This window comes from Paraburkholderia bryophila, from assembly GCF_013409255.1.
Lineage (GTDB): Bacteria > Pseudomonadota > Gammaproteobacteria > Burkholderiales > Burkholderiaceae > Paraburkholderia.
Genome location: NZ_JACCAS010000001.1, coordinates 965,817 through 988,230, shown reverse-complemented (window position 1 = coordinate 988,230; position 22,414 = coordinate 965,817). Strand labels below are relative to the sequence as shown.

At 60.1% G+C, this 22,414-nt stretch carries 35 protein-coding genes; 30 read left to right on the top strand and 5 right to left on the bottom strand.

Features of this window, described 5'->3' with window-relative positions; all coding sequences use genetic code 11:
* Positions 1 to 22: 22 nt before the first annotated feature.
* From GGD40_RS04400 to GGD40_RS04380, 5 genes are all read right to left on the bottom strand, one after another.
* Positions 23 to 382 (bottom strand): DUF1566 domain-containing protein, encoded by a 360-nt coding sequence (locus GGD40_RS04400; RefSeq protein WP_179742907.1) that lies wholly within the window; start codon positions 380 to 382, stop codon positions 23 to 25.
* Between the two features lie 32 nt (positions 383 to 414).
* Positions 415 to 615 carry a hypothetical protein gene (locus tag GGD40_RS04395; protein WP_179742906.1) on the bottom strand — a complete coding sequence of 67 codons (201 nt, stop codon included), beginning with the start codon at positions 613 to 615 and terminating at the stop codon, positions 415 to 417.
* Positions 616 to 990: 375 nt separating this feature from the next.
* Positions 991 to 1,167: a hypothetical protein gene (locus GGD40_RS04390; RefSeq protein WP_179742905.1), complete on the bottom strand. Its 177-nt coding sequence runs from the start codon at positions 1,165 to 1,167 to the stop codon at positions 991 to 993.
* A gap of 207 nt (positions 1,168 to 1,374) precedes the next feature.
* The gene (locus GGD40_RS04385; protein ID WP_179742904.1) at positions 1,375 to 2,181 is read right to left on the bottom strand and encodes a hypothetical protein; all 807 of its coding nucleotides are present in this window, start codon (positions 2,179 to 2,181) and stop codon (positions 1,375 to 1,377) included.
* Entirely contained in the window at positions 2,181 to 3,182 is a 1,002-nt protein-coding gene (locus tag GGD40_RS04380) for a S24 family peptidase (RefSeq protein WP_179742903.1), read from the bottom strand. Before GGD40_RS04380 ends, GGD40_RS04385 begins: the two co-directional genes overlap by 1 nt.
* Between GGD40_RS04380 and GGD40_RS04375 the strand changes: the two genes are divergently transcribed.
* The 30 genes from GGD40_RS04375 to GGD40_RS04230 all read left to right on the top strand — a co-directional run bounded on the left by GGD40_RS04375 (position 3,166) and on the right by GGD40_RS04230 (position 22,297).
* Entirely contained in the window at positions 3,166 to 3,513 is a 348-nt protein-coding gene (locus GGD40_RS04375; protein WP_179742902.1) for a hypothetical protein, read from the top strand. The genes GGD40_RS04380 and GGD40_RS04375 overlap by 17 nt on opposite strands.
* 22 nt (positions 3,514 to 3,535) lie before the next feature.
* Complete coding sequence (locus tag GGD40_RS04370) at positions 3,536 to 3,760, top strand: hypothetical protein (protein WP_179742901.1); 225 nt, start codon at positions 3,536 to 3,538, stop codon at positions 3,758 to 3,760.
* A gap of 311 nt (positions 3,761 to 4,071) precedes the next feature.
* Positions 4,072 to 4,377, top strand: coding sequence for a hypothetical protein (locus GGD40_RS04365; protein ID WP_179742900.1), 306 nt, complete (start codon positions 4,072 to 4,074; stop codon positions 4,375 to 4,377).
* Positions 4,370 to 5,182, top strand: a complete 813-nt coding sequence (locus GGD40_RS04360; protein ID WP_179742899.1) for a ParB/RepB/Spo0J family partition protein — start codon at positions 4,370 to 4,372, stop codon at positions 5,180 to 5,182. The genes GGD40_RS04365 and GGD40_RS04360 overlap by 8 nt, the downstream gene beginning before the upstream one ends.
* A complete protein-coding gene (locus tag GGD40_RS04355) occupies positions 5,179 to 6,186 on the top strand; it encodes a helix-turn-helix domain-containing protein (RefSeq protein ID WP_179742898.1) in 1,008 nt (335 codons plus the stop codon). Before GGD40_RS04360 ends, GGD40_RS04355 begins: the two co-directional genes overlap by 4 nt.
* On the top strand, positions 6,183 to 6,785 hold the full coding sequence (locus GGD40_RS04350) for a DUF1064 domain-containing protein (RefSeq protein WP_179742897.1): 603 nt from the start codon (positions 6,183 to 6,185) through the stop codon (positions 6,783 to 6,785). Before GGD40_RS04355 ends, GGD40_RS04350 begins: the two co-directional genes overlap by 4 nt.
* Complete coding sequence (locus tag GGD40_RS04345; protein WP_179742896.1) at positions 6,782 to 7,429, top strand: hypothetical protein; 648 nt, start codon at positions 6,782 to 6,784, stop codon at positions 7,427 to 7,429. The genes GGD40_RS04350 and GGD40_RS04345 overlap by 4 nt, the downstream gene beginning before the upstream one ends.
* A complete protein-coding gene (locus GGD40_RS04340) occupies positions 7,426 to 7,791 on the top strand; it encodes a DUF4406 domain-containing protein (protein ID WP_179742895.1) in 366 nt (121 codons plus the stop codon). The genes GGD40_RS04345 and GGD40_RS04340 overlap by 4 nt, the downstream gene beginning before the upstream one ends.
* Before the next feature lie 14 nt (positions 7,792 to 7,805).
* A complete protein-coding gene (locus GGD40_RS04335) occupies positions 7,806 to 8,228 on the top strand; it encodes a hypothetical protein (protein ID WP_179742894.1) in 423 nt (140 codons plus the stop codon).
* Positions 8,228 to 8,554: a hypothetical protein gene (locus tag GGD40_RS04330; RefSeq protein WP_179742893.1), complete on the top strand. Its 327-nt coding sequence runs from the start codon at positions 8,228 to 8,230 to the stop codon at positions 8,552 to 8,554. Before GGD40_RS04335 ends, GGD40_RS04330 begins: the two co-directional genes overlap by 1 nt.
* Positions 8,555 to 8,717: 163 nt before the next feature.
* On the top strand, positions 8,718 to 8,969 hold the full coding sequence (locus GGD40_RS04325) for a phage portal protein (RefSeq protein ID WP_179742892.1): 252 nt from the start codon (positions 8,718 to 8,720) through the stop codon (positions 8,967 to 8,969).
* Positions 8,966 to 9,232, top strand: coding sequence for a hypothetical protein (locus tag GGD40_RS04320; protein ID WP_373565256.1), 267 nt, complete (start codon positions 8,966 to 8,968; stop codon positions 9,230 to 9,232). Before GGD40_RS04325 ends, GGD40_RS04320 begins: the two co-directional genes overlap by 4 nt.
* Complete coding sequence (locus GGD40_RS04315) at positions 9,229 to 9,426, top strand: hypothetical protein (protein WP_179742891.1); 198 nt, start codon at positions 9,229 to 9,231, stop codon at positions 9,424 to 9,426. Before GGD40_RS04320 ends, GGD40_RS04315 begins: the two co-directional genes overlap by 4 nt.
* Positions 9,423 to 9,854, top strand: a complete 432-nt coding sequence (locus tag GGD40_RS04310; protein WP_179742890.1) for a hypothetical protein — start codon at positions 9,423 to 9,425, stop codon at positions 9,852 to 9,854. The genes GGD40_RS04315 and GGD40_RS04310 overlap by 4 nt, the downstream gene beginning before the upstream one ends.
* 347 nt (positions 9,855 to 10,201) lie before the next feature.
* Positions 10,202 to 10,822 carry a hypothetical protein gene (locus GGD40_RS04305; protein ID WP_179742889.1) on the top strand — a complete coding sequence of 207 codons (621 nt, stop codon included), beginning with the start codon at positions 10,202 to 10,204 and terminating at the stop codon, positions 10,820 to 10,822.
* A gap of 118 nt (positions 10,823 to 10,940) precedes the next feature.
* Entirely contained in the window at positions 10,941 to 11,513 is a 573-nt protein-coding gene (locus GGD40_RS04300) for a hypothetical protein (protein WP_179742888.1), read from the top strand.
* On the top strand, positions 11,497 to 13,482 hold the full coding sequence (locus GGD40_RS04295) for a phage terminase large subunit family protein (RefSeq protein WP_179742887.1): 1,986 nt from the start codon (positions 11,497 to 11,499) through the stop codon (positions 13,480 to 13,482). The genes GGD40_RS04300 and GGD40_RS04295 overlap by 17 nt, the downstream gene beginning before the upstream one ends.
* 11 nt (positions 13,483 to 13,493) lie before the next feature.
* Positions 13,494 to 13,742 carry a gpW family head-tail joining protein gene (gpW, locus tag GGD40_RS04290; protein WP_179742886.1) on the top strand — a complete coding sequence of 83 codons (249 nt, stop codon included), beginning with the start codon at positions 13,494 to 13,496 and terminating at the stop codon, positions 13,740 to 13,742.
* Entirely contained in the window at positions 13,742 to 15,373 is a 1,632-nt protein-coding gene (locus GGD40_RS04285; protein ID WP_179742885.1) for a phage portal protein, read from the top strand. The genes gpW and GGD40_RS04285 overlap by 1 nt, the downstream gene beginning before the upstream one ends.
* On the top strand, positions 15,373 to 16,266 hold the full coding sequence (locus GGD40_RS04280) for a S49 family peptidase (RefSeq protein WP_179742884.1): 894 nt from the start codon (positions 15,373 to 15,375) through the stop codon (positions 16,264 to 16,266). The genes GGD40_RS04285 and GGD40_RS04280 overlap by 1 nt, the downstream gene beginning before the upstream one ends.
* Before the next feature lie 21 nt (positions 16,267 to 16,287).
* Complete coding sequence (locus GGD40_RS04275) at positions 16,288 to 16,866, top strand: hypothetical protein (protein ID WP_179742883.1); 579 nt, start codon at positions 16,288 to 16,290, stop codon at positions 16,864 to 16,866.
* A gap of 31 nt (positions 16,867 to 16,897) precedes the next feature.
* Complete coding sequence (locus GGD40_RS04270) at positions 16,898 to 17,575, top strand: head decoration protein (RefSeq protein WP_179742882.1); 678 nt, start codon at positions 16,898 to 16,900, stop codon at positions 17,573 to 17,575.
* A gap of 87 nt (positions 17,576 to 17,662) precedes the next feature.
* A complete protein-coding gene (locus tag GGD40_RS04265) occupies positions 17,663 to 18,718 on the top strand; it encodes a major capsid protein (protein WP_179742881.1) in 1,056 nt (351 codons plus the stop codon).
* Positions 18,718 to 18,957 (top strand): hypothetical protein, encoded by a 240-nt coding sequence (locus GGD40_RS04260; protein ID WP_179742880.1) that lies wholly within the window; start codon positions 18,718 to 18,720, stop codon positions 18,955 to 18,957. The genes GGD40_RS04265 and GGD40_RS04260 overlap by 1 nt, the downstream gene beginning before the upstream one ends.
* A gap of 2 nt (positions 18,958 to 18,959) precedes the next feature.
* A complete protein-coding gene (locus GGD40_RS04255) occupies positions 18,960 to 19,283 on the top strand; it encodes a head-tail joining protein (RefSeq protein ID WP_179742879.1) in 324 nt (107 codons plus the stop codon).
* Positions 19,280 to 19,840 carry an ATP-binding protein gene (locus GGD40_RS04250; protein WP_179742878.1) on the top strand — a complete coding sequence of 187 codons (561 nt, stop codon included), beginning with the start codon at positions 19,280 to 19,282 and terminating at the stop codon, positions 19,838 to 19,840. Before GGD40_RS04255 ends, GGD40_RS04250 begins: the two co-directional genes overlap by 4 nt.
* Positions 19,841 to 19,849: 9 nt before the next feature.
* Positions 19,850 to 20,029, top strand: coding sequence for a DUF2635 domain-containing protein (locus GGD40_RS04245; RefSeq protein ID WP_179742877.1), 180 nt, complete (start codon positions 19,850 to 19,852; stop codon positions 20,027 to 20,029).
* Positions 20,026 to 21,510 (top strand): phage tail sheath subtilisin-like domain-containing protein, encoded by a 1,485-nt coding sequence (locus tag GGD40_RS04240; protein WP_179742876.1) that lies wholly within the window; start codon positions 20,026 to 20,028, stop codon positions 21,508 to 21,510. The genes GGD40_RS04245 and GGD40_RS04240 overlap by 4 nt, the downstream gene beginning before the upstream one ends.
* Positions 21,511 to 21,571: 61 nt before the next feature.
* Entirely contained in the window at positions 21,572 to 21,949 is a 378-nt protein-coding gene (locus GGD40_RS04235; protein ID WP_179742875.1) for a phage tail tube protein, read from the top strand.
* A 3-nt stretch (positions 21,950 to 21,952) separates the two neighbouring features.
* Positions 21,953 to 22,297, top strand: coding sequence for a phage tail assembly protein (locus GGD40_RS04230; protein ID WP_179742874.1), 345 nt, complete (start codon positions 21,953 to 21,955; stop codon positions 22,295 to 22,297).
* The last annotated feature ends 117 nt before the right edge of the window (positions 22,298 to 22,414 follow it).

The window sequence follows — 22,414 nt, the reverse complement described above, 5'->3', positions numbered from 1 at the left end:
TCCTGTTGAATGGATGAATGACTTAATTCTTGAATCTGCGGACGGCGACCGCGCGGAGCGCGGCGCACTTGTGGGTGCCGTCCTGGCCGCCGCCGCCGAAGCCCTGGAACCAGGCACAAGAGGAATTCCAGTCGCATGTCTCGTTGCTCCAGTACGCGTCTTTCTGGAAGCGATCGCGGAACTTCGCGAGCATCACGGCTTGCTCGATGCGGTTCGGCAGATCGCCGCCAATGCTTTGAGCCCAGGCCAGTTGCTCCGCCTGCGAGGCGTCATCGTTGTCACCGGGCAGTAGGATGGTGTGCTCGACGTCGCCATTCGCGTCTACCAGGCCAATGAGATAAATCTCGCCATCTGCAAGCGGAGGAATCTGAAGTTGTTGCATTACGTCTCCTTGGGGAGGGGTAGACTTGCTGGTTATTCACCGACGCGCGGCAAATGCGCATCGCATTCGTGTTCAAACTCGCGGTGAGCCGCGGGCACGCGAAACTGCTTGCGGCGCTCCTGAAACTCTGCATGCTTTGCGGCCCGGTTTATGCCGCCAACGATCACACCGAAACAGCCCCCGACCCACATGCCGCCAAGGACTGCTAAACATAGATCAAGGTCTGTGTACATGGGTGAGCCTTTACGGGATCAGGTGCAGCGAACTACGCTGCAGCGTTCGACGGCGGCCTGACGAGCCTCAAAGCCCGAGCACATCAGGAGGTAGATGGCGATGACAGCGGCTGCGCCGACCCAGATTCGGATTTGTTCGCACATCAGAACACCCCAGCGCGCCAAGCGACGCAGAGATACCAGACGCAACCGATCACAACAGCCGTGATTGCGCAGCCGGCGCCGAACTTGGACTGCACGCGGGAAGCTGCGAGCAGATCGTTATCGCAAGCAGCGCGGTTCACTTTTCGCCTCGCGTGAAGTAGGCGAGCTCGTCGAGCGACCGGCTTTGCTCGGTGTGCTGCGGTTGATTGACTTGCATCTCAACGTCTCCCGTCACCGCGGCAAGACTTCTTTGCCGCGAGCGAAGGCAACCTGAATACGCGCCTTCGGACAGTGGGCCAGATCAGAGAGTGAGAGAACTACGACGGTGCGGCCGAGCTGCGCGACGAAACGGCAATGGCCGTCGAGGCTTTTGGTTGCAGCGCGGTGCATTGCTTTCCGGACGTTCATCTCTCACTCCAGCAATCTGGAAGGTGGTGAGATGCGCCCTAAGAACATGGGACTCGCTGGAATCCAATCAACTTAGGGCGCTTGTCACATTCGCGCTTGGTCAGCGCTTGAGATGAAGTATATCAAAATGATTTGCTTAATCAAGCAAAATGATTTGCTTTGGTCGCGCAAAGATACTTATCAATAATTTCTACCGATAGCGGGGAGTTATTTTTTTAGGTTTTCGTGCTGAGCTGAACGGATGACGTCTTGGCATCGCACAATAGTTGCTGCGGCGCTCTGCCTTACGGCGACATCCTCGTAGCCAGAGATGGCCGCCATGCGTGAGTCGCGCTCCAAGTCTAACTTGGCGCCGGCTATGAGTTGAACGCATACGAGGGCGTTAGCGCGCAGCGTGGCGTGCCGGAACTCGGGGGACTGACGGTAGATAACGTCGGCCGCAGCTTTGCTTTTCGCGTCTCCGATCGCGGCCGCCTCGCTCGCTGCAGCGACATCCACCGAAGTAAGGTATGAAGTCGCATCTTCGCTTCCCTCTGGCGCCGACTTAAGGCGGGAATCGAAGGTCGCCCACGCGAGATCATCTTTGTCGTCCACGTAGCGCGGCGCGTTCGAACCAACTCGACTCAAAACGGCCATGCGCGCGGAGAAGTAGGGTATGCCGAGCCGGTCAGTGCGCTGGTAGATCAGCGCCTGCGCAAAGAATTCCGTCCCCGCTCCGCGCTCGAGCCACGTTGTCCTGTCCGCCGGAAGTTGCATCATTGCACCGAGATCCCCGGATGAGGAGGGAACCCATAAGCGCGCGTCGCCTGCCGCGCCGTCGATGTCGGAGGCCTTGATGAACTTGCATGTAAGGCCTTGAGAGCCAAGGGTAGTGCAGGCTTCGTTAATCTTCGCCTTCTGCGCGAGGATTACTCTGTCTTCCGCCGCCTGCGCGCCGAGCGAGACGAATGCCGCTGCGAGCACAACGACACAACGCAATCGGCCATTTACGCAAGCAGGGGAACGAGTGCGCATCAGTCTGCACTCCCAGGACGAAACATCGAAGCGCGCGCTGTAGCCACCACGAAATGCATGCGGTCGATTTCATCGGCTTCGAATATAACGGGCGGATGAGTTTCGTTGACTGATATAAGGTGGATTCGGCCGGCGCGCTGATAGAGGAAGGTCTTGATCATCACGCGACCGTCTTTAGATCTGACGAGGACGTCATCGCCCGGCTCGACAGGATGTCCCGGTTCAATGATTGCGTATTCGCCGTCTCTAATGCGCGGACGCATTGAGTCGCCCGCGCACCGTAGGGCATATGCGTCGGGGTCGCGAGAGGGAAAGTCCACATACCCATCGCCGTGCCCAACCGGATACTCAAGATCCGCCCAGTGTCCATCGTCACCCAGCTGCGCCATTCCCACCACCGGAATCGGTTTCCAATTTGTAATCGGAAACGGGCGGAACTCGTCGTTGAAACGAACCGCTACGCCAGCTTCCCCTTTGCCTTTGGTCAGCCAAACCGCATTGACGCCATATGTGTTCTGAATAGCGACGGCCTGCACAAGGGTGATTTCTGGGCCTTCGCCATCGAGCCATTGGGAGGACACGTCCACACCGATCTTTGCGACTGCTGCAAGAGTTTCGGCAGACAGATTCATGGGGCCGAGCGCTGCTCTCAAGCGCTGCGGTGAGGTCAGTTTTGCAGCAACAACTTTATCCGTTTTGGGTGACTCGGATTGCGGGATCAGCGCCGCCTTGTCGACACTCTTCTCGCTTTCAAACGCGGGTTTGGTGTGGTCAACATCAAGCCAGCCAATGGTTTTCCCGTAAGCGGCCTCGATGCGGCGCGCAAGGAGGTCCCCGATGTTTCGAGTCGGATTCGGCCCGATCGTTTGATTCACCTGTTGGGTGGTGCTCTCGATTGCGCGCGCGAACTCGGCCGGCCCATCTGTTGCCAGTGAGCGTGCGTTATCCCGGCGGATGTCCTTAACCGTTCTCATGGGTGCGATAGTGGATGAATCAATCATTTTGATCAACGTGCAAAAAGATTTGCTCAAGCAAATCAAAATGATCTATCATCGAAGCATGAACCTTCGATCCTATTTCCAGACGACCAAGCCCGCTGAGCGCGAAGCGTTCGCTGATGCCGTCGAGGCGAGCGTCGACTATCTGTATCTGTGCTCTCGGGGCACGCGGAAGCCCGGTAACGCGCTCTGCAAGCGCATTGTTGCTCACGACTCTCGCTTTACCTTGGCCGAGCTGCGGCCCGACATCTGGGGAAATGGCTTCGATTCGATCGCTGCAAGCGATGACGTGCAGCCGCCGGTCGGCGATCTGCCGAAAGAAGATCAAGAGTAGTTCCCTTTGAAAGGAGGAAGAAATGTCACGTCGCACCGAGTATCGAAACGAAGTGAAGACCCGGCTTTCCGATCGCACGTATGACGGCATGCAGGCGTTCAAGGCATTGCACGGCATCGAGAGTGATTCGGCGGCTTTGTCCCGCATGGCTGATCTCCTGTTGTTTGGCACAGTTGGGAATTTGCCAGCCAACTTGATCGACCGCAGTGCCAATTCGGCCCAGAACGGGACGCGGGTGGCCGCATGACGCAGCGCAAGACCAGCCTTACCGTTGAGCTTCCGACGCCGGAGGCGGCTGATCTGGCGGTGCAAGCAGCGAAAGAGGGGATTTCGACCCCCGAGTTGCTCGGGTATCACGTCCTGAAGAGCGCATACGGGTACTCACACCCGCTGGTATTGGCATTCGAAGCGCGTCCCAAAAAGGGACACGAGGGGACGAAGTAGGGCAGTGCAGCAGGCCGGGACTGGCCGGCGCATCAAATGGGATGAATCGACACATAAGCCTCTTGCGAACCAGGCGTCTTATGTCCCGATTTAGTATTCCTCACTGAAGCCCATATGGAAGCGAGCTTTTACAGCGGCCGCTCTGGCCGCCGCGTGGCTGAAACGCAGCAGGACGCTTTTCACGCACTGACCGTCAAGGATCTGTCCGTTAAGCAACGGATGGTGCTCGACGCCTTTGAGCATGTGCGCGCACATCTCACGCGCGAGGACATCGCCGCAATCACCAATCTCAAGCTGTCGAGCGTCTGCGGGCGAGTTCGCGAGCTTCTCGACGCTGATCGGCTGGTTGTCGTCGGGCGCAGAACGGAGACGGCCACGGGTAAGCCGCAGCAGCTTCTCGCGGTGGTGGTGCATGGCTAAAAATTCGATCGACGCGTACGGCGCGTCAGGCAAGACCAACGTCCTTTTCTTTGACCCCGCCGTGCTGGTGCTGGTCGTGGACGAATCCTCCCCTCTCTACGACCCGCGCGTGCATCTGCCGGTAGACGAGGATCTCGCGCGCAATATCGATTACCAAGGCGTGATCGAGCCGATCCTGATCCAGAAGAACCCCGAGACGGGCGCGGTCGAGATCGTCGTCGGTCGGCAGCGGGTGAAGGCGTCCCGGCTCGCGAACGAGTGGCGTCAAGCTCGTGGTGTGGCGCCAATTCAGATTCCAGCGATCGTGCACAAGGGTAAGGCCCGTGACGCGCTCGACATTATCGTGAGCGAAAACGAGGTGTGCCAGTCCGATTCACCGCTGGGCCGCGCCGAGAAGATGCGGCGCCTGATGGCAATCGGCCGAGGCGAAGACGAGATCGCCGTGATTTTCGGCTGCAAGGTACCGACAGTCCGCGCAACCCTCCAGTTGCTCGAATGCTGCTCGGCCGTGCAAAAGGCAGTCGAAAGCGGTGCGGTCAATGTCACGCACGCGAAGCTGCTCGCAAAGCTGACGCCCGACGAGCAGCGCGGCAAGGTGAGCGAGTTGATCGCGGCGGGATCGAGCTCGACCGGTCATGCGCGATCGCGAGCGCAGAGGGCCGTGATGGGCGACAAATCTCCCAAGATCCGCTCGCGCAAAGAAATCCTCGCCGAGATAGATCGTGCTGGACCGATGAGCATGCGTGCCGAGGCGCTGCGCTGGGTGCTCCACTTGGTTGGTGATGCCGACGGAGCTACTGCGTGAGCATCAAGATCCAGACGATGGTTTGGGATCGCTACCCCGGCGAGGATCACGAGCTGTTGCTCGCGCTGAAACTCGCGGACTTCTGCGACGACAGCGGCGAGCACATTTTCCCGAGCATTGAAACGATGGCGGAAAAGGTGCGCCGCTCGCCCCGCGCGGTTCAGTATCAGATTCAAGGCATGGTGAAAAGCGGCTGGCTGATCAAGGTTGCAAACGCTAGCGGCGGGCGCGGTCGCGCGTGCGAATACCGCATCAATCCTGAATGGATAAACGGAGCAGAAATTGCACCCTTTTCGTCTGGCTCAAAGGGCGCAAGCGTTGCACCCATAAAAAGGGTGCAACGGGCAGCACAAAAGGGTGCAACGGGCGACACAAAGGGTGCAACGGGTTTCGCTAAAGGGTGCAATGGGTTGCACCCGATTCACCAAGAACCACCAGAAGAACCATCAGAGAACCACCAACCTGCGCGGCGAGAGCCGCGAGTTGCGTTGCATGCAGAGCTTTTGAACATCGAACTGCCTGAGGCAATTCCGTTCGTTGTGTGGGACATGTGGTGCGAACACCGCGAAGCGAAAAGCAAGGACGCCCCCTGGACTCGGCCGGCGGCACGCGTGTCGATCAAGAAACTCGAAATGCTCGCTGCTTCTGGGCAGAGCCCCGAGGTCAGCGTCGAGGAAGCCGTGCTGCGCGGTTGGACTGGGCTGTTTCCGGTGAAGGCCCAATCGCTGCCTGTCGGGGGCGCTGCAGCCGGTTTGATCGCGGCGGACTGGCACAAGTCGAATGCCGGCGTCGCGGAGCGCGGCAAGCAGCTCGGCGTCACGCAAAAGGAAGGCGAGGTCTTCATGCGCTTCAAGGCGCGCGTGGTGAAGGCGGCCGGCCCGGGCGAATGGATGGAAGAGATGCTGCGCGACGCGGCGCGCTTCGGCGACGAGCAATACGACGCGCTCTACGGGTACTTCAACGATATTCCGCGCGACAAGGCCGCGCACGCGGAGGCTGCATGACCAGCCGCACGACCGCACTCCGCTACCCGGAAGGGACGAAGACCGTAGGTACGGCGAACGTGCGCGAAGATCGCGCGCCTAGGCCTGGATACGCACAGAAGAAGCTTGCCGAGAAGTTTGGCCTCGCGCCGGTGCCGGCGTTCGACGACATTGCCGACGGCGTCGGCGCACCGGCGATTGCTTTGAGCATTGCCGGTTCGGCCCGCACCGCGGCACAGATCGGCAGCCCGACGCCTCTGGGCAAGACGTTCGCGAGCCTTACGAAGCCAGTGAAGCCGTCGAAGTACCGCAACACGAAGTGCGAGAGCGGCGGCATCAAGTTCGACAGCAAGCGGGAAATGCATCGCTGGCACGAGCTGGTGCAAATGCAGGTTCGCGGCGAGATCAGCGAACTCGAGCTGCAGGTGCCATTCATCTTGGCCGACGGGGTGGTGATCGCGGGCCGAAAACGGCCGCCGCTGCGCTATGTCGCGGACTTCGTCTACGAGCAGGGCGGCGAGACGGTCGTCGAAGACGTGAAGGGTCGCGTCACTGAGGGATACCGCATCAAACGTCATCTGATGGCCGCGCGCGGCATCCAGATCAGGGAGGTTAAATGAATCAGATTGTCGAATATTCCGAAGATGAGATCGCCACTCTCCGCGAAATCTACGCATCGACGGAAACCGTGGAATCGCAGGCCCATCGCTTGCCGCGTCGTTCCTTTGATTCGATTGAGGCAAAGGCTCACGCAATCGGCTTAGTGAAGGCCCGCGGCCAGAGCGTTCTTTGCCTCATCCACGAACTCATGTCCGACGGCGAACCGCGCACGATACGCGAGGTAGTGAAGGCCGTCGGTGGCCGCAAGAAATACGTGGGTGAGCAATTGCGCCTGCTGGCGGACGGCGTCAGATTCCACGTTCACGCATATATCGGCGTTCACCGCTGCTACGTTTTCAAGGCTGGTCCGGGCACGAACGCCGTGCGGCCGCCGGCAGCGCACACGCCCGCTAAGGTCTATTCGGCACGCTTTCGGGAGCGTAATCGCGTCGAGCGACCTGTGAAGGCCAAGAGAGAAGGCTCGCCGCGAGCGAAGGCAAAGCCAAATGCTGCGCCCGCGCCGACGCGTGCGAGTTATGACCCGGTGCTCGAGCGACTGAAGGACGAAAAATACCGCCTCCCGGCTGCCCGTATGCGGCAGGCCGATCGCGTTGTATTCGACGCCATTTCGTCCATGGCGCGCGTTGGGAGTCAGACAGCATGAAACTTTACCTCGCCGGTCCGATGACGGGTTACGCGGAACTTAACTTCCCAATGTTCCACGCCGAAGCAGCGCGCCTGCGCGCCTTGGGGTTCGACATCGTCAATCCTGCAGAGATCAACGCCGGTACGAATGCTGAATGGCTTGTCTGCATGCGCGCCGACATTAAGCAATTGTTGGACTGCGACGGCATAGCTCTATTGCCGCGATGGAACGAGTCACGGGGCGCGTCCATCGAACACAACCTTGCGCGCGATCTTGGGTTGAGGGTATTTCAGGCGCGCCGCCTGATGGGAATAGCCGGCGACTTTCCGGTGATCTCGCAGGACGCTGTCATTGAACTGCTCGATGTGGAGACGGCGTGAAGCGGTCGGCCCCGATGAAGCGTACCGGCTTCATGCGCAAGCAAACGGACGCCTTCAAGACGACGTTTCACATGCAGACGCTGATGCGCAAGGCGGCGATCAAGACCAGGAAGAGGCGGGTCACGGTCGCGGAGGGCGCGAAGTATCTAGCGGCGTGCCGCGGCGAACCGTGCTTCCTGAACGTGAAATGCGCGCGCAGCGATTGGGCAGATCCGACGGTGGTGCCGTGCCACGACAATCGGCTGAGCGCTGGCAAGGGCATGGGGTTGAAGGCGAGCCATGAACGGACGTTGCCGGGCTGCATGCTTTGCCACCAATGGCTCGATCAAGGCCCGGCGACGCGTGAGGAGAAGTTCGCAAGGTTTGACGCCGGGTTTTCGCAATGGGAGCAGCGGCGCGCTCGAAAGATGGGATTGGAAATGCAGGAGGCAGCGTAATGCAGGTGTTTGTGAATATCCCGTTGAAGTCGCTTCGCCGCGTGCGCGGCCGCGCGCAGTCGACATATCACGGCGACTGGTTCAAGGCGACGCGCCTTTATGGCCCGGTATGTGAGTCGCACGATCGCAGCGGTGGAACGTTCGGCCGAGGTTATATCCACGCGGACATAGAGATTGGCGACGATTTGCGCGAGCACGTCTCAGTGGCCGGTTTCAATGAGGACGGGACGATTCGCGTGCAAGTGTGGGTGAACACGCATCGAAAGACGCTAGCGGCGTTTCTTGCCAGCGGCGAACCGGAGTGGAACGTGAGGGAGATGGCATGAAGCGAATCACGAAGGAAATGGTGGAGCGTGGTGGCTGGCGCTACTGCTGCGTGTGCCGAAAGCTCGGCCCGCGCGTCAAGGCACATTGGCAGCACGAAGGGCGTGAATACTGCGACGCCCACAAGCCCAGCCCGACACCCTTAACTTCGCCGCGAGCCGAGGCATGAGCGCACACGCCTACATCCAATACGCCGACATACCGGACAGCCTCATCGCGTCGAGCAGCCAGCGTGTCGACAGTATCACCAAGGTGAAGCTCATTTCCTTCGACGGTTGCCCGCTGGTTGGGCAGATCGAAGTGCTTGAGCAAAACCGGATTCAGGTCGAATTCGCGTTTCCGCGTGCCGCCGAGCTGCGGGCCGCACTGGTCGATTGGCTGATGCACTGGGGCATTCACTTCACGGTGGTCATGTGAGCGCGCTGGCAGAACGCCGAAAGGGCGGCGAACTCGCGAAGCTGGCCGGCATGTGGTCGAACGAACAAGCGTTTTGGGATTGGGTGAGCTTCATTCAGGAAAACCCCTGCCATGGCGCGTCGATGGCGGCGCAGTTCATTCGAACGGTATGCGGGATCGCGAGCCGCGCGGATCTCGACCACGACCCCGCTGCGCGTGCGCGGTTCGATCAGTACATTCGCAAGCCCTATGCGAAATACCGCGCGTCGATGGGGTGTGTATGAGGCTGCCCGAGCAGCGCGATCCAATGATCATCGTGCAGGAGCGGCAGGAAACGACCTGCGCCGGTTGCCGGGATCTTAACCGTGATTACACACCGGGCTTCCGCAAGTTTTTGTGTCAGAAGGGAATTCAGAAGGCGCAGCAAGACGTATTCAACATGATTCGATGCAACCGATACCGCGCGGGGAATAAATGATCAACGATCAATTGCAGGCCCAGGAGAAGCAGGAAGACCCGAATCAAGAACTGCACATGTTCTGCTTGCAGTGGGCTGAGTGGCATCGTTCGCGCCGGCTGTTTGCGCCGCCGATCCCGCCGACGATTCTGGCGCGGCTTCAGCCATCCCGCGTTGGCGAGCCGCCCAATGCGATTCTGTCGGCCGACCTTAGTTATTTCAACCTGTCGTTGTTGTCGCAACCCGAGAGCACAGGCAAGACGGCCATGTACCACTTCTACATCCACCGTCTCAGACCTATTAAGTTGGTCGCCGCAGAGATGGGGATCACGACGCAAGGCTTCTACAAGGCAATGCGGAAAGCGCGCGGCGAAGCATATTCTTCTTACCGGCGCATGATGGGTGCGCCTGTCGAATTCAGCGTTTCAACCCATGAATTTCAGGTGTAAACCATTTTGGTTTCCGAAATGACGGTTTACACTTTCGGGGTAAAAACCTATGATTTGTGAAAGGCTGAATTACTGCCTCTCACAAGAACCCGCCAGTCAAACGACTCGCGGATTTTGTTTTTTGTGTGCTCTCGGGCTGACGCCGTTACGCGTAGGCAGGCTACGCAGAACACAACCGAACGACGTCAATCCGAGAGCGTATGCGCTGAAGAGCGCCCCACCGGGTTAAACAGGCATAGCGCCATCCGACTTGTCGGCGCTTCGCTCTCGACCTGTCTCCTCCGCGATGAGAGTCGTCGGATTTGCCTCGCCACGCGCGGGGCGCTTTTATTCGTTCGTGAGCGGTGATGTTCACAGTTTCGGTAAGGACCGACATTAAGCGCGTAGCCAAGGCGCTCGACGATCTCGCTCGCAAACAGCTTCCATTTGCAACGGCGCAGGCAATCAATGCGACGGCACAGATAGTCAAGCTCGCTGAGCAAGAGAACATGCGCAAGGTGCTTGACGCACCGACGCCGTTCACTGTCAATTCCATCGCCGTAAAACGCGCTACCAAGTCAGACTTGGTAGCGTTGGTGTACGTGAAGCCTGTCGCTGCATCGTATCTTCTGCCGTATGAGACGGGTGGCTTGAACAAGCTGAACAGCCAAGCGCTGCTGAAGCCGATCTCTGCCAAGGTGAACCAATACGGCAACCTGCCACGCAATCTCGTGAAGCGCCTGTCAGCAAAGCCAAACGTGTTTGTTGGGAAAGTGCAAACAAAGGCGGGTGTTGTTGACGGCGTGTGGCAGCGAACTAAGCAGACACGCGGCAAGCGAGCTGGTCTGAAGCTGATGATCAAGTTTGAGGACGCGCATGAAGCGACGCAGCGGCTCGACTTCCGAGGTGTCGGTCAGCGTGTCGTGGCATCGACGTTCCGCGGCGAACTGGACAAAGCGATCGCGAAGGCGATGGCGGCCGCGCGATGATGCCCCCCCAAATCGAATGGGTCCCCTCCAGAGAAGGAGGGTCACGGACAATTGCGCACTGCGATGTTTCTCTAGCTGAGAAATTTTCAAATTTGGGTAAAAGGTAAAACGACCGGCCATGAACCAGTCACAGTACGCAGGCCGCCACAGCGTGAGTCCGAAAACGGTCACCAAGTGGAAGGAGCGCGGCTGGCTTGTGTTTGCGGGCGATGAGGTCGATGTCGAAGCGTCCGACGCGAACATCAAACGCTATCGCACGAAGGGCGTCGGCTCAGTTACCCAGGGCGCCGAAGGTAACGGCCAGGGTAAAGCTATGGCCGGCGTTACCCGCGCATCGAAGAAGGTAACGATCAGGGATGGCGAGACCCCAGCCGAGGCTGCGGTGCGTCACCTGGTTGCGACCGGCGCAGACATGAACATCGAGGAGGCGAAGCGCGTCAAGGAAAACTATCTGGCACTCCAGACCCAGCTCGAATACGACCGCGATGCCGGTCTCGTCGTAGCCGTTGCAGACGTCGCCCGCGCCGTCGGCGAGGAGTATGCCAAGGTCCGAACGCGCTTGCTGGCTATCCCCGCAGAGCATGCGCCTCGACTCCAGTTGCTGAAGACACCGGTCGAGTTGCAAGACGCTCTGCAGGAAATCATTGTTGAAGCGCTCGAGGAGTTGACCCGGGATGGAGTCGCACGCTGAGGCGCGGCGCTATGCCACCGGGTACGACACGCTGCTGCGTGAACTGCTGGCTGCTCGCCGGCGCAATATTCAACCGCCGCCCAAACTCTCGCTGAGCGAGTGGGCCGCCAAATACGCTGTGTTGTCGCGCGAGACCAGTGCGCAGACCGGCAAGTTTCGGGCATTTCCGTACCAAAACGGGATCATGGATGCGATAACCGACCCGCGTGTAGAGCGGATCACGGTCCAGAAATCAGCGCGTGTCGGCTACACCAAGATTCTCGACCACGTCGCTGGTTACTTTATCCATCAGGATCCGTCGCCGATGCTGGTGGTCCAGCCTCGCGTCGAGGATGCCGAAGACTACAGCACGACTGAAATCGAACCGATGCTGCGCGACACGCCAGTAATCGCGGAGATCGTCGGCGATCTGAAGAAGAAAGATGCGAAGCAGAGAATCCTGAAGCGGGTGTTTCGCAACGGCTCTTCAATGTCGTTCGTCGGTGCGAACAGCCCTGGTGGTTTCCGCCGCATCACTGCACGCATCGTTGCGTTCGACGAAGTCGACGGATACCCGGTGCAGGGTGCCGGCAAAGAAGGCGACCAGATCAAGCTCGGCGTGAAGCGCACGGAGTCTTTCTGGAATCGCAAAATCATTCTCGGTAGCACGCCGACGGTGAAGGGCTATAGCCGTATCGAGCGCAGCTACGAAACGAGCGATCAGCGTCGCTATCACGTGCCTTGTCCGCATTGCGGTGAATTTCAGGTGCTCGAATGGGGTGGCCCTGATACGCCGCACGGCATGAAGTGGGGCAAGGACGATGCTGGCAAGGGATTGCCCGACACCGTCTACTACGTCTGTCGGCACAACGGCTGCATTATTCATGACGCCGACAAGCCTGAGATGGTTGCGCGCGGCGAATGGCGCGCCGGAAAGCCGTTTGCTGGCCACGCAGGATTTCACGTCTGGACTGCCTATAGCCTGTTTCCTAACGCGAGTTGGCGGAACCTGGTGGCGGAATGGCTTGAGGTGAAAGACGATCCTCTTGAGCGTCAGACTTTCATCAATACCACGCTCGGCGAAACATATGAAGACCGTGGCGACCGTGCGCTGAAAGAAGACAAGCTGGTGGCCCGCTGCGAAGTGTGGCCGGCGGAGGTGCCAGACGGCGTGGCCGTAATCACGGTCGGGGTCGACACGCAAGATTACCGTTTCGAAATAGAGGTGATCGGCTGGGGGCGCAATGAAGAGAGCTGGTCGATTGCGCACGAGGTGATCGAAGGCGACATGGAAACCCCCGATCCATGGAGCCGGCTGGATGCACTTCTAAAGCGCGTCTGGTATCGGGCTGACGGTCGCGGGTTTGAGGCTCTCGCAGTCTGTATCGACTCGGGCGGCCATCACACGCAGAAGGTGTATGACTTTTCGAAGGAGCGACTTGGGCGCCGCGTCTGGGCTATCAAGGGCGAGTCGGCAGTTGCTGGAAAGCGCAATCCGGTCTGGCCGACGAAGAAGCCGAGCCGACGCACAAAGGCAACCTTCCGCCCGGTGATACTCGGCGTGAATGCCGCGAAAGACGTTGTTCGAGATCGTCTTCACAAGGAAGCGCCGGGACCGGGTTACATGCATTTTCCGGCCGATCGCGACATCAACTATTTCGCGCAGCTCACGTCGGAGCGTGTTCTCGTCAAAACGTCGGGCGGCCAGAAGTTTCGTGTTTGGGATCTTCCGCCGGGTCGGGCGAACGAGGCGCTCGACTGTCGGGTGTACGGGTATGCCGCGTTGTGCGGTCTCTCGCATCTGGGTTTGAAGCTAAACCATACGGCCGACGAAGTGAAGGCTGCGCACACGGCACTCGGATACGTCGCGCCCACGCCGGAACCGACAGCACCAGTACTGGAGGCGCCAGTTGCGCTGTCGCGCGGACCGTCAGTAAAGGTGATCGGTGCCGATGGCCCGACCGTTTCCCGAGCCAGTCAACTTGCTTAACTGAGGATCATATGGGTGCCTATGACGGCCGCAGCAGGGCTGACCTGCAGGCACAGCTTACGGCGTTGCTGTCGGCGTACGACCAACTGATGGCCGGTCAGCAGGTGGCGCAGGCCAGCTACTCGCAGAGTGATGGGGCAAAGTCGGTTACGTACCGAGCGACCGATCTGGGTCTACTGGACGGCGCCATCTCGATCCTTCAACAGAAGCTCGGCATCATCCGCCGGGCGCGCCGTCAAATACGCTTCGTATATAGCTAATGGACAATCCCGTGCAGATTCTAGGCCCCGACGGCAACGCGTTGCCGCGAAGCCCGGGTCGGGCGTCTATGTTGGCAGGTAGAAGCAACACGTCGTACGATGCGGCCGACCTTTACGGCGCGCACACTGAAGATTGGATGCCGTACCTGTGGTCTCCCGATGGGGAGATCAACATGTCGCGCGACCGGATTGTTTCGCGCGCGCGCGACCTGATTCGAAATGATGGATGGGCGACCGCGGCGGTAATGCGCACGGTCGACAACGTTATCGGTCCGGATTTCCGGCCGATAGCGAAGCCTGACTATCGCTCGCTCCAAGCGTTGACGGGCAACAAAGCATTCGATCATGTGTGGGCCGACGAGTGGGGCCAGCAGGTCGAAGCGAACTGGCGCGCATGGGCGCACGACAGCGGTCTTTACTGCGATTCGCAGCGCGCTCAGAATTTCCCACAGATGATGCAGCTGGCGTTTCGTCATCAACTGATCGACGGCGACAGCCTGTCCATGCTTCATTGGAAGCCGGAGCGTGTCGGCTACGGGCGTGCGCGGTATGCGACTGCGCTTCAGATTATCGATCCCGACCGCCTTTCCAATCCGCAATTGCGGTTTGACCAGCAGAACATGCGCGGCGGGGTGGAGGTTGATCCCGACGGCGTGGCTGTAGCCTATTGGATTCGGCGCGCGCATCAGGGTGATTGGTTTAGCGCCGCACAGAGCGTGCATTGGGATCGCATCGAGCGCGAAACCGAGTGGGGTCGCCCGATCATCGTGCATCACTTCGAGCATGATCGCGCGGCGCAACACCGTGGCATTGGCTTTCTGACACCGGTGCTCACCCGCTTCAAGATGCTGATCAAATATGACGGCACGGAACTGGATGCCGCGATCGTCAACGCCTTCTTCGCCGCATATATCCAGAGCCCGTTTGACAGTGAGCTCGTCGAGGAAGCCGTAGCGGGTAGCAGCAAGGTAAGTGCGTATCAGCAAGAGCGATCCTCATACCACCGGGAACGCGGAACGCGCCTCGGCGATGTAGGTATGACGCACTTGTACCCAGGGGAGACCTTGGGCTTTGCTGCGCCGAACCGACCAAGTGCAAACTTCGCGTCCTTCGAAAGCGCGATGCTTCGAAATTTCGCTGCCGGCACCGGCCTGGCTGCGCAACAGATCAGTCAAAACTGGGCTGAGGTCAACTACAGCTCGTACCGCTCGGCCATGCTCGAGGCATGGAAGACATTTCACCGTCGTCGGCTCGGCTTCGCCTCAGGTCAGGCGCAGCCGGTCTATACGGCGTGGCTCGAAGAATCAGTGGAAATTGACAGCTACCCGATGCCAGCTAGTGCGCCGGACTTCGTCGAGGCGCGTGCTGCATATTCGCGAGCCAAGTGGATGGGTCCGGGTCGTGGACTGGTCGACATTGTGAAAGAGCGGCAGGGCGCCATTCTTGGCATCAACGCGGGGCTGTCGTCGCTCGAAGATGAAGCCGCCGAGGTGTCGGGTAGCGACTGGCGTGATATTGCTGACCGCAAGGCGATCGAAGCCGAGCGGTATCGCAGCCTTGGACTGCCGGTTCCGACGTCGCTTGTCGGCGCGGATGCGAAGGAAGCCAGCAAACTACCGGAGGAAGAGTAATGCGGTTCGCACACCTCGCGCAGAGGCTATTCAACACGCCGCTTGCGATCCGCCGGGAGAAGGCTGAAGTCATCATGTCGGCGCTGGCCGAGCGCATGGGCGTGTCGCAGCTCACGCGGCTCGATGGCACGGCTGTTCAGCCAATGGCTTTCGGCGCGTGGGACGAAGACGGCGCAGAATTTTCCCGCGCCGGGCGCGTTGTCGATCCTGGCTACGACATGATCGGCGACACGTCGATCGCAATGGTTGGCGTGCAGGGTACGTTGGTGCAGAAGTTGGGTTGCCTGCGACCGTACTCCGGCATGACTGGCTACGACGGTCTTCGCCAGAGCATTCTCAGCGCGCACGCTGATCCTGGAGTCAAGGCGATTGTGCTCGATGTCGATTCACCGGGCGGAGAGGTCGCCGGTTGTTTCGATCTCGTCGACACGATCTACAACCTGCGCGGCGACAAGCCGATCTGGGCCATCCTTTCGGAGTCGGCTTATTCGGCTGCATACGCGATCGCGAGCGCAGCTGATCGGATCATTGTTCCGCGTACAGGTGGCGTCGGTTCGATCGGCGTTATCACGATGCATATCGATTGGTCGAAGGCGCTGACGTCGGCGGGTTTTGCCGTGACGTTCATTACCTACGGTGATCGCAAAGCGGATTTTCATCCTGAGATTCCGCTGTCGCCGGAAGCTCTTGCAGCAGCGCAGGACGACATCAACACCATGGGCGAACTGTTCGTTGAGACAGTCGCCCGCAACCGGAATATCGCGGCCGATGAGGTTCGCGATACGCAAGCCGCCTGCTTTATGGGCGCAAACGGCGTCAGCCGTGGCCTTGCAGACGCAGTGATGGCGCCTGACGCGGCGCTATTGGCCTTGCTTGACCAGCTGGCCGACTAACCCACCTGTGAGAGGAACCTCATGAGCATTACGAAGACCCTTGCGGGCGCGATGCCGTTCGCCCATCTGTTGAGCAATGGCAAGCGTGCCGCACGCGCTGAACAAGACGAACGCGACCAGCGCGAAGACGAGTCCGACGAGGACTACGCGAAGCGCATGGAAGATCTGGACGAGAAGGACCGCGCCGAAGAAGAGAAGGAAAAAGAGGACGCGCGCAGGGCGGCCGAGGAGAAAGAAAAAGAAGAAGCGCGCCGTGCGGGCGCTGAAGACGATGACGGCGACGACGAATCGGACGGCGCGAAAAAGGCTGCTCGTGCCACGGAGCGTACGCGCTGCGCCTGCATCATCGCGCACGGCATCAATATCGGCGCCGCCGCGCAAGCCGGGGTGTTTGCTTTCGACACGAAGATGTCGTCGAAGGCGGCGATCGCGGCACTCGACGCGGCCAACGCGGCCGGCGGATCACGCCGTTCCTCGCTGGACGACCGCATGTCGCGCACCACGACGCCGAACCCCGGCTCCGGTAGCGCGAGCGGTTCAGCTCCGACCATGGCGCAACAGATCGTCATGGCGAACAAAAAACGCCTCGGCGAAGCGTAACCCGTCCCCAATCCAGTAAGGAGCAACGTCAATGACGCTCACCGTCAATTCGATCGGGGACAATCCCCAACAACCGGGCATCTACGCGGAAACGTACATCCCGGATCAGCTCATTGCGGGCAACCTCAAGATCGTCTCGCAGCCGATCGTCCTGGGCGCCGGCAAGCTGCCGCGTGGCTCGGTTCTAGGCATGATCAGCTCGAGCAGCGTGGAAGTCGCCGCCGGCACGAACGCCGGCAACGGCACTGTCGGCTCGACGAGCACCGGCGCAGGTGTGAAGCTGGGCGCGTACACGCTGAAAGCCACCGGCGCGACGACTTTCACGGTCACCGACCCGGAAGGCAATGCACTGCCGAATGCAACTGTCGGCACAGCATACTCGCAGTCCGGACTCAACTTCACGATCACCGCTGGCGGTACGGCTTTCGCCGCAAACGACTCGTTCACGTTGACGATTCCGGACAGCGCCGGCACCTACATCTTGTCGGTCAAGACGGCGAGCGATGGTAGTCAGACGCCGGTGGCGATCCTCGCCGACGCGGCGGACGCGACCAGCGGTCCGGTGACCACCGGCGTGTATCTCATGGCCGAAGTCAACGGCAACGCGCTGAATTACGACGCATCGTGGAACATCACGACGCTTACCGCTGCACTGCGCAGCGCGACGATCTTCGTCAAGTCCTCGGTCTCCGCTGCGGATCCGAGTTAAACCGTCCCGTTCCCACGCAAAAAAGCTCGCTTCCGCGGGCTTTTTTGTTTTGGGCGCACAGATCCGTAGACACTGGAGATCAACACCGTGAGCTTCACTTACGACACCAACACGCTCGTTCAGGTTGTGCCCAATCTGAAAGTGGCGCAGCAGTTTCTGCTGGACAAGTTCTTCCGCAACATCGTGACGGCCGATTCCGAAAAGGTGTCGATCGACGTCGATGTCGGTATCCGCCGGATGGCACCGTTCGTTTCGCCGCTCGTCGAAGGCAAGCTGGTCGAGCAACGCCGCTACCAGACGAATGAATTCAAGCCCGCCTACATCAAGGACAAGCGTGCGCCCGATCTGCGCAAGCCCGTGATGCGCCAGATCGGCGAACGCATTGGCGGTGACCTGAAGGGCATCGAGCGCGAGCAGGCCAATCTTGCCGCGGAGATGACCGACCAGATCGACATTCTGAATCGCCGCCTCGAATGGATGGCTGCGCAGGCGCTGCTCGGCGGCAAGGTCACGATTTCGGGCGAAGGCTTCCCGACTGTTGTCGTCGACTTCGGCCGCGATCCGTCGTTGACGGTGGCATTGAGCGCCGGGCAGCAATGGACGCCGGCGAACGTCGCTGCAGGAACCGCAACGCCGACGCAGAACATCGAAGACTGGCAGCACGTCATCCTGAAGAAGTCGGGCGCCAAGGTGACCGACATCGTCTTCTCGACGAGTGCTTGGACCGGCTTCCTGGCGGATCCGCTGGCGAAGGGCGCGATCATGTACCCGACGTTGGCCCAGAGCGGCAACATCATCAACCCGGGCGCGCAGATCGAGCAGGGCGCTGTGTACAAGGGCAAGTGGGGCCAGTATGACCTGTGGGTCTACAACGACTGGTATGTCGATGACAACGGCGTGGAGCAGCCGATGCTTCCCGACGGCGACATCATCATGTCCGGTCCGCAAATGCTCGGTACGCGCGCCTTCGGCATGATCATGGACCCGGCCTTCAACTACGAGCCGATGCCGTACGCGCCGAAGACGTGGGTCGAGAACGATCCGGGCCAGCGTTTCATCATGATGCAGTCGTCGCCGATCGTCATCCCGAGTCGCGTGAATGCCTGCTTCTCGGCGAACGTCTGCCCGGCGGTGGTGAACTGATGGCCGAACTGACCATTTCACCGAAAAAGATGGTGAAGGCGGTCGTCGCGCGTGGTCGTACGGTCTTCGACACGTTGGGTAAGCGGCACCTCGCGGGTGAGGAGATCGATCTCCCAGCCGGCGAGGTATCGCGGTTGCAGGCTCGCGGGTTTCTGGTTGACCCGAAAGAGCCGGTCATCCCCCTGGATGACGGCCCGACGTTCGGTAGCATCGGCGGCCCCCGAATCACTCGGGGCTGATCATGGTCGACTTCGATTCGCTGAACGTCGCCATCAACGGTGCGTTCGGCGAGCCGTTGTCGTATCAGCCTGCCGCTGGCGGCCAACCCTTCACGGTGCAGGGCGTCTTCACCGATGCCTATAAGCGGTCTTTCGACAATGGCGAGGGCGGGATCGGATGGACGACGACCGCCCCCAGCGTCGGAGTGCGCGCAGCGGATTTTTCGTCGCCGCCGGTTAAGAACGACTCGCTGACGCGGCTCTCAAATGGCCAGGTGTACATCCTGTTCGACAAGCATGCCGACGGTATTGGCTGGCTCAACATCATCCTCAAGGCCGTTGCATGACGACCTCGAATCAGCTTCGAGACATCGCCGTGCAGGCGCTCATTTCGACGACAGACGCTGCTGCGAATGTGTTCTCGCCGCGGGATCAGCCGTCCTGGGATGGCGAGTATCCGGTGCTGTTTGTCACGGTCGACGACGAGGATGGCCAGTCTTTCGGCAGAAGCGGATCACCAGCGTTCACCGTGACCGCGACCTTGCGCGTCGAGGCACGCGCGGAAAGTCCTGGTGCCGCATCTGATGCTGGTGCAGCCGCATTGCGCGTGCAGCTTGAGACGCTGCGCGACCAGATCAAGGCGGCCGTCATCAACTACTCCGGCCTGATGCCTTTGCTGCAGCAGTTCCCGTTTTTCCGAACGCGTTTCGTGCCGGGTCCACCGGAAGCCGAGCAACACGTCGGCTCGGCGGTCGTCGAGATCGGCATGGAGTTCGTACAGGGGCCCGAGGCGTTCTATCAGGCGAGCGGCACCCCCTTGCAGGGCATTGACGTCACCGTGGTCGAACCCGAGGGCACGACCGAGCCGTATTTCTCGATCGATCTTCCCCAATCCATTTCGTAGGAGCGCCGAATGCGCATCAAACCTGCACCGGGCCTGTCCGTACGGGACCCGGAGACGAAGCAATTGCTGCCGGCCGATGGCATCGACGTGCCCGACGACAGCATCCTCTGGACCAAGATTCTCAACGATGGCGACGTCGTGCTGGTGACCGCGAAATCGGCACCTGCGAGGGAAGGTGAAAAAGCATGAGCGACGTTCCGTTCCGAGTCATTCCCGCCGGCCTGCGCCTGCCTGGCTCGTTCTTCGAGCTCGACAACTCGCAAGCCAATACGGCGCAGGGTAATCAGCGCGCGCTGATCATTGGCCAGATCACTGCGGCAGGTATCGCCACTCCTAACGTCCCGATCATCTCGGGCGGCACGGGCGATGCGAACCTACAGGGTGGGGCTAGCTCGATGCTCGCCAACATGTTGGCGACGTATCGACTCAACGACAGCTTCGGTGAAGTATGGTATCTGCCGCTGGCCGATGCGAGCGGAGCGGTAGCGGCTGTCGGCTCGATAGCCTTCACCGCCGCCCCGACGGCGAACGGCACGATCTCGCTGTATATCGCGGGCCAGGTGGTCACCATTCCGGTCACGGCGAGCATGACCACGGCGCAAATCGCCACGGCCGTGTCGGCTGCGATCAACCTGTTGCCGGCGATGCCGGTTACCGCGTCGGTGACGACCAGCACCGTCACGTTGACCGCGGACAACAAGGGTCTCTGCGGGAATGAGATCGACATCCGTCTGAACTACTACGGTACGGCTGGCGGCGAGGCAACGCCCGCGGGTCTCGCGTATACCGTCACTGCGATGACTGGCGGCGCGACCAACCCGACGCTTACCACGGCGCTTGGCAATCTCGGCAACATGACGTTCGATTTCATCGCGTCGCCGTATACCGACACGGCGTCGCTGCTTGCCGTGCAGCAGTTCTTGAACGACCAAACCGGCCGGTGGAGTTGGACGCAACAGCTCTACGGTCACGCGCTCGGTGCGTATGCGGGAACTTTCGCATCGCAGACGACACTGGGACTCACGCGCAACAACCAGCACGAAACGATTTTGGGCTTCTACGGAAGCCCGACTCCGAGTTGGTTGTGGGCAGCGGCTCTGTGCGCACAGACTGCGGTCAGCGTTCGTGCTGACCCTGGAATTCCGTTGCAGGACATGCCGTTGTTGGGCGTTTTGGCGCCTCCCAACCAATCGCAGTTCCTTGCTAACCAGCGCGAAACACTACTGTATGACGGCATCTCGACGTTCACTGTGCGGCAGGACGGCACCGTGTTGACCGAGAACATCATCACGACGTACCAGGACAACACGCAAGGTGTCCCTGACAATAGCTACCTGGAACTCGAAACGATGTTCCAGTTGATGCTCGAAATTCGCACGATGCAAGCGATGCTCGCTTCGAAATATGCTCGCTGCAAACTGGCCGACAACGATTCGCGGCCACCTGCGAATTCGGGGCTCACCACGCCGAACGACATCGCTGCGAACATTCGGGCGTTGTATGGTGAACGTACCGACGGCGGCTATACGCAGAATGCGGACGCGTTCAATGCGGCGCTCGTCGTCCAGAAGAACACGGCGAATCCCAATCGCTGCGACATCTTGTGGCCAGGCACGCCGGTCAATCAGATGCGTACATTCGGCATCCTCGTTCAGTTCCGCCTTCAATAACGCCTGATTGCATCAACGAGGCCGCCTACGGGCGGCTTTTCAATTTTCTGGAGGGCACAAGATGTCCAGCAATCTTCTCGCCGGTATCGCGAGGGTAGCGATCGACGGCGTAACTCGGCAACTCGAGGGCGGCGCCAAGTACAGCGTTTCGACGGTGAAACGTGAGGAACTGGTTGGGCCGGATGGCTTTCACGGATGGAAGGAAACGCCCGTCGCGCCGTCCATCTCGATGTCGCTGCGCGACGCCGGCGACATGACCGTCGCTGATTTCAATGCTATTCGCAACTCGACGATTGTGCTCGAGCTAGCGAACGGAAAGATCGTTACGGGCCGCAACATGGGTGCGACGGACGTGCAGGAGGTCGACACCGAGGACGCCAAGTTCGAACTGGTGTTCAAGGGGCCACAGGTAACTGAACAAACCGTGTCGGTGAGCTAAGTCATGAACAACGAAAAGAAAAAGCCGCGCGCTCTGCCGCCCCCCATGCTGACAATTGAATTGTCGAAATCGGTAACCACGAAGGGGAGCGATGGCGAAACGGTATATGACGAGATCAATCTCGAAGAGCCGAATCTCGACCAGATCACCGAATTCGTTAAAAGGGCTGGCAGCAAGGGCGCATTGGAGTCTATGCGCTGGCTGATCAGCGAGATCTCGGGCGTGCCGATGGTTGTGCTCGGCAAGATCAAGTCGCGTGACTATTACAAGGCACAAGACTATCTGAGCGCGTACCTGACGCCTCCGGATGAGGACGACCCCGAGGGAAACGCGGGGGGCTCCCAGTAGATTGGGAGCATACCGTCCGCCTGGTTGAGCGTTTCTGGCGCTGGCAGCCCAGCGAAACGAAACGGATGACGTGGAGCGAGGTACGTAATTACGCGTACCACGCCGCACGCATGGCTA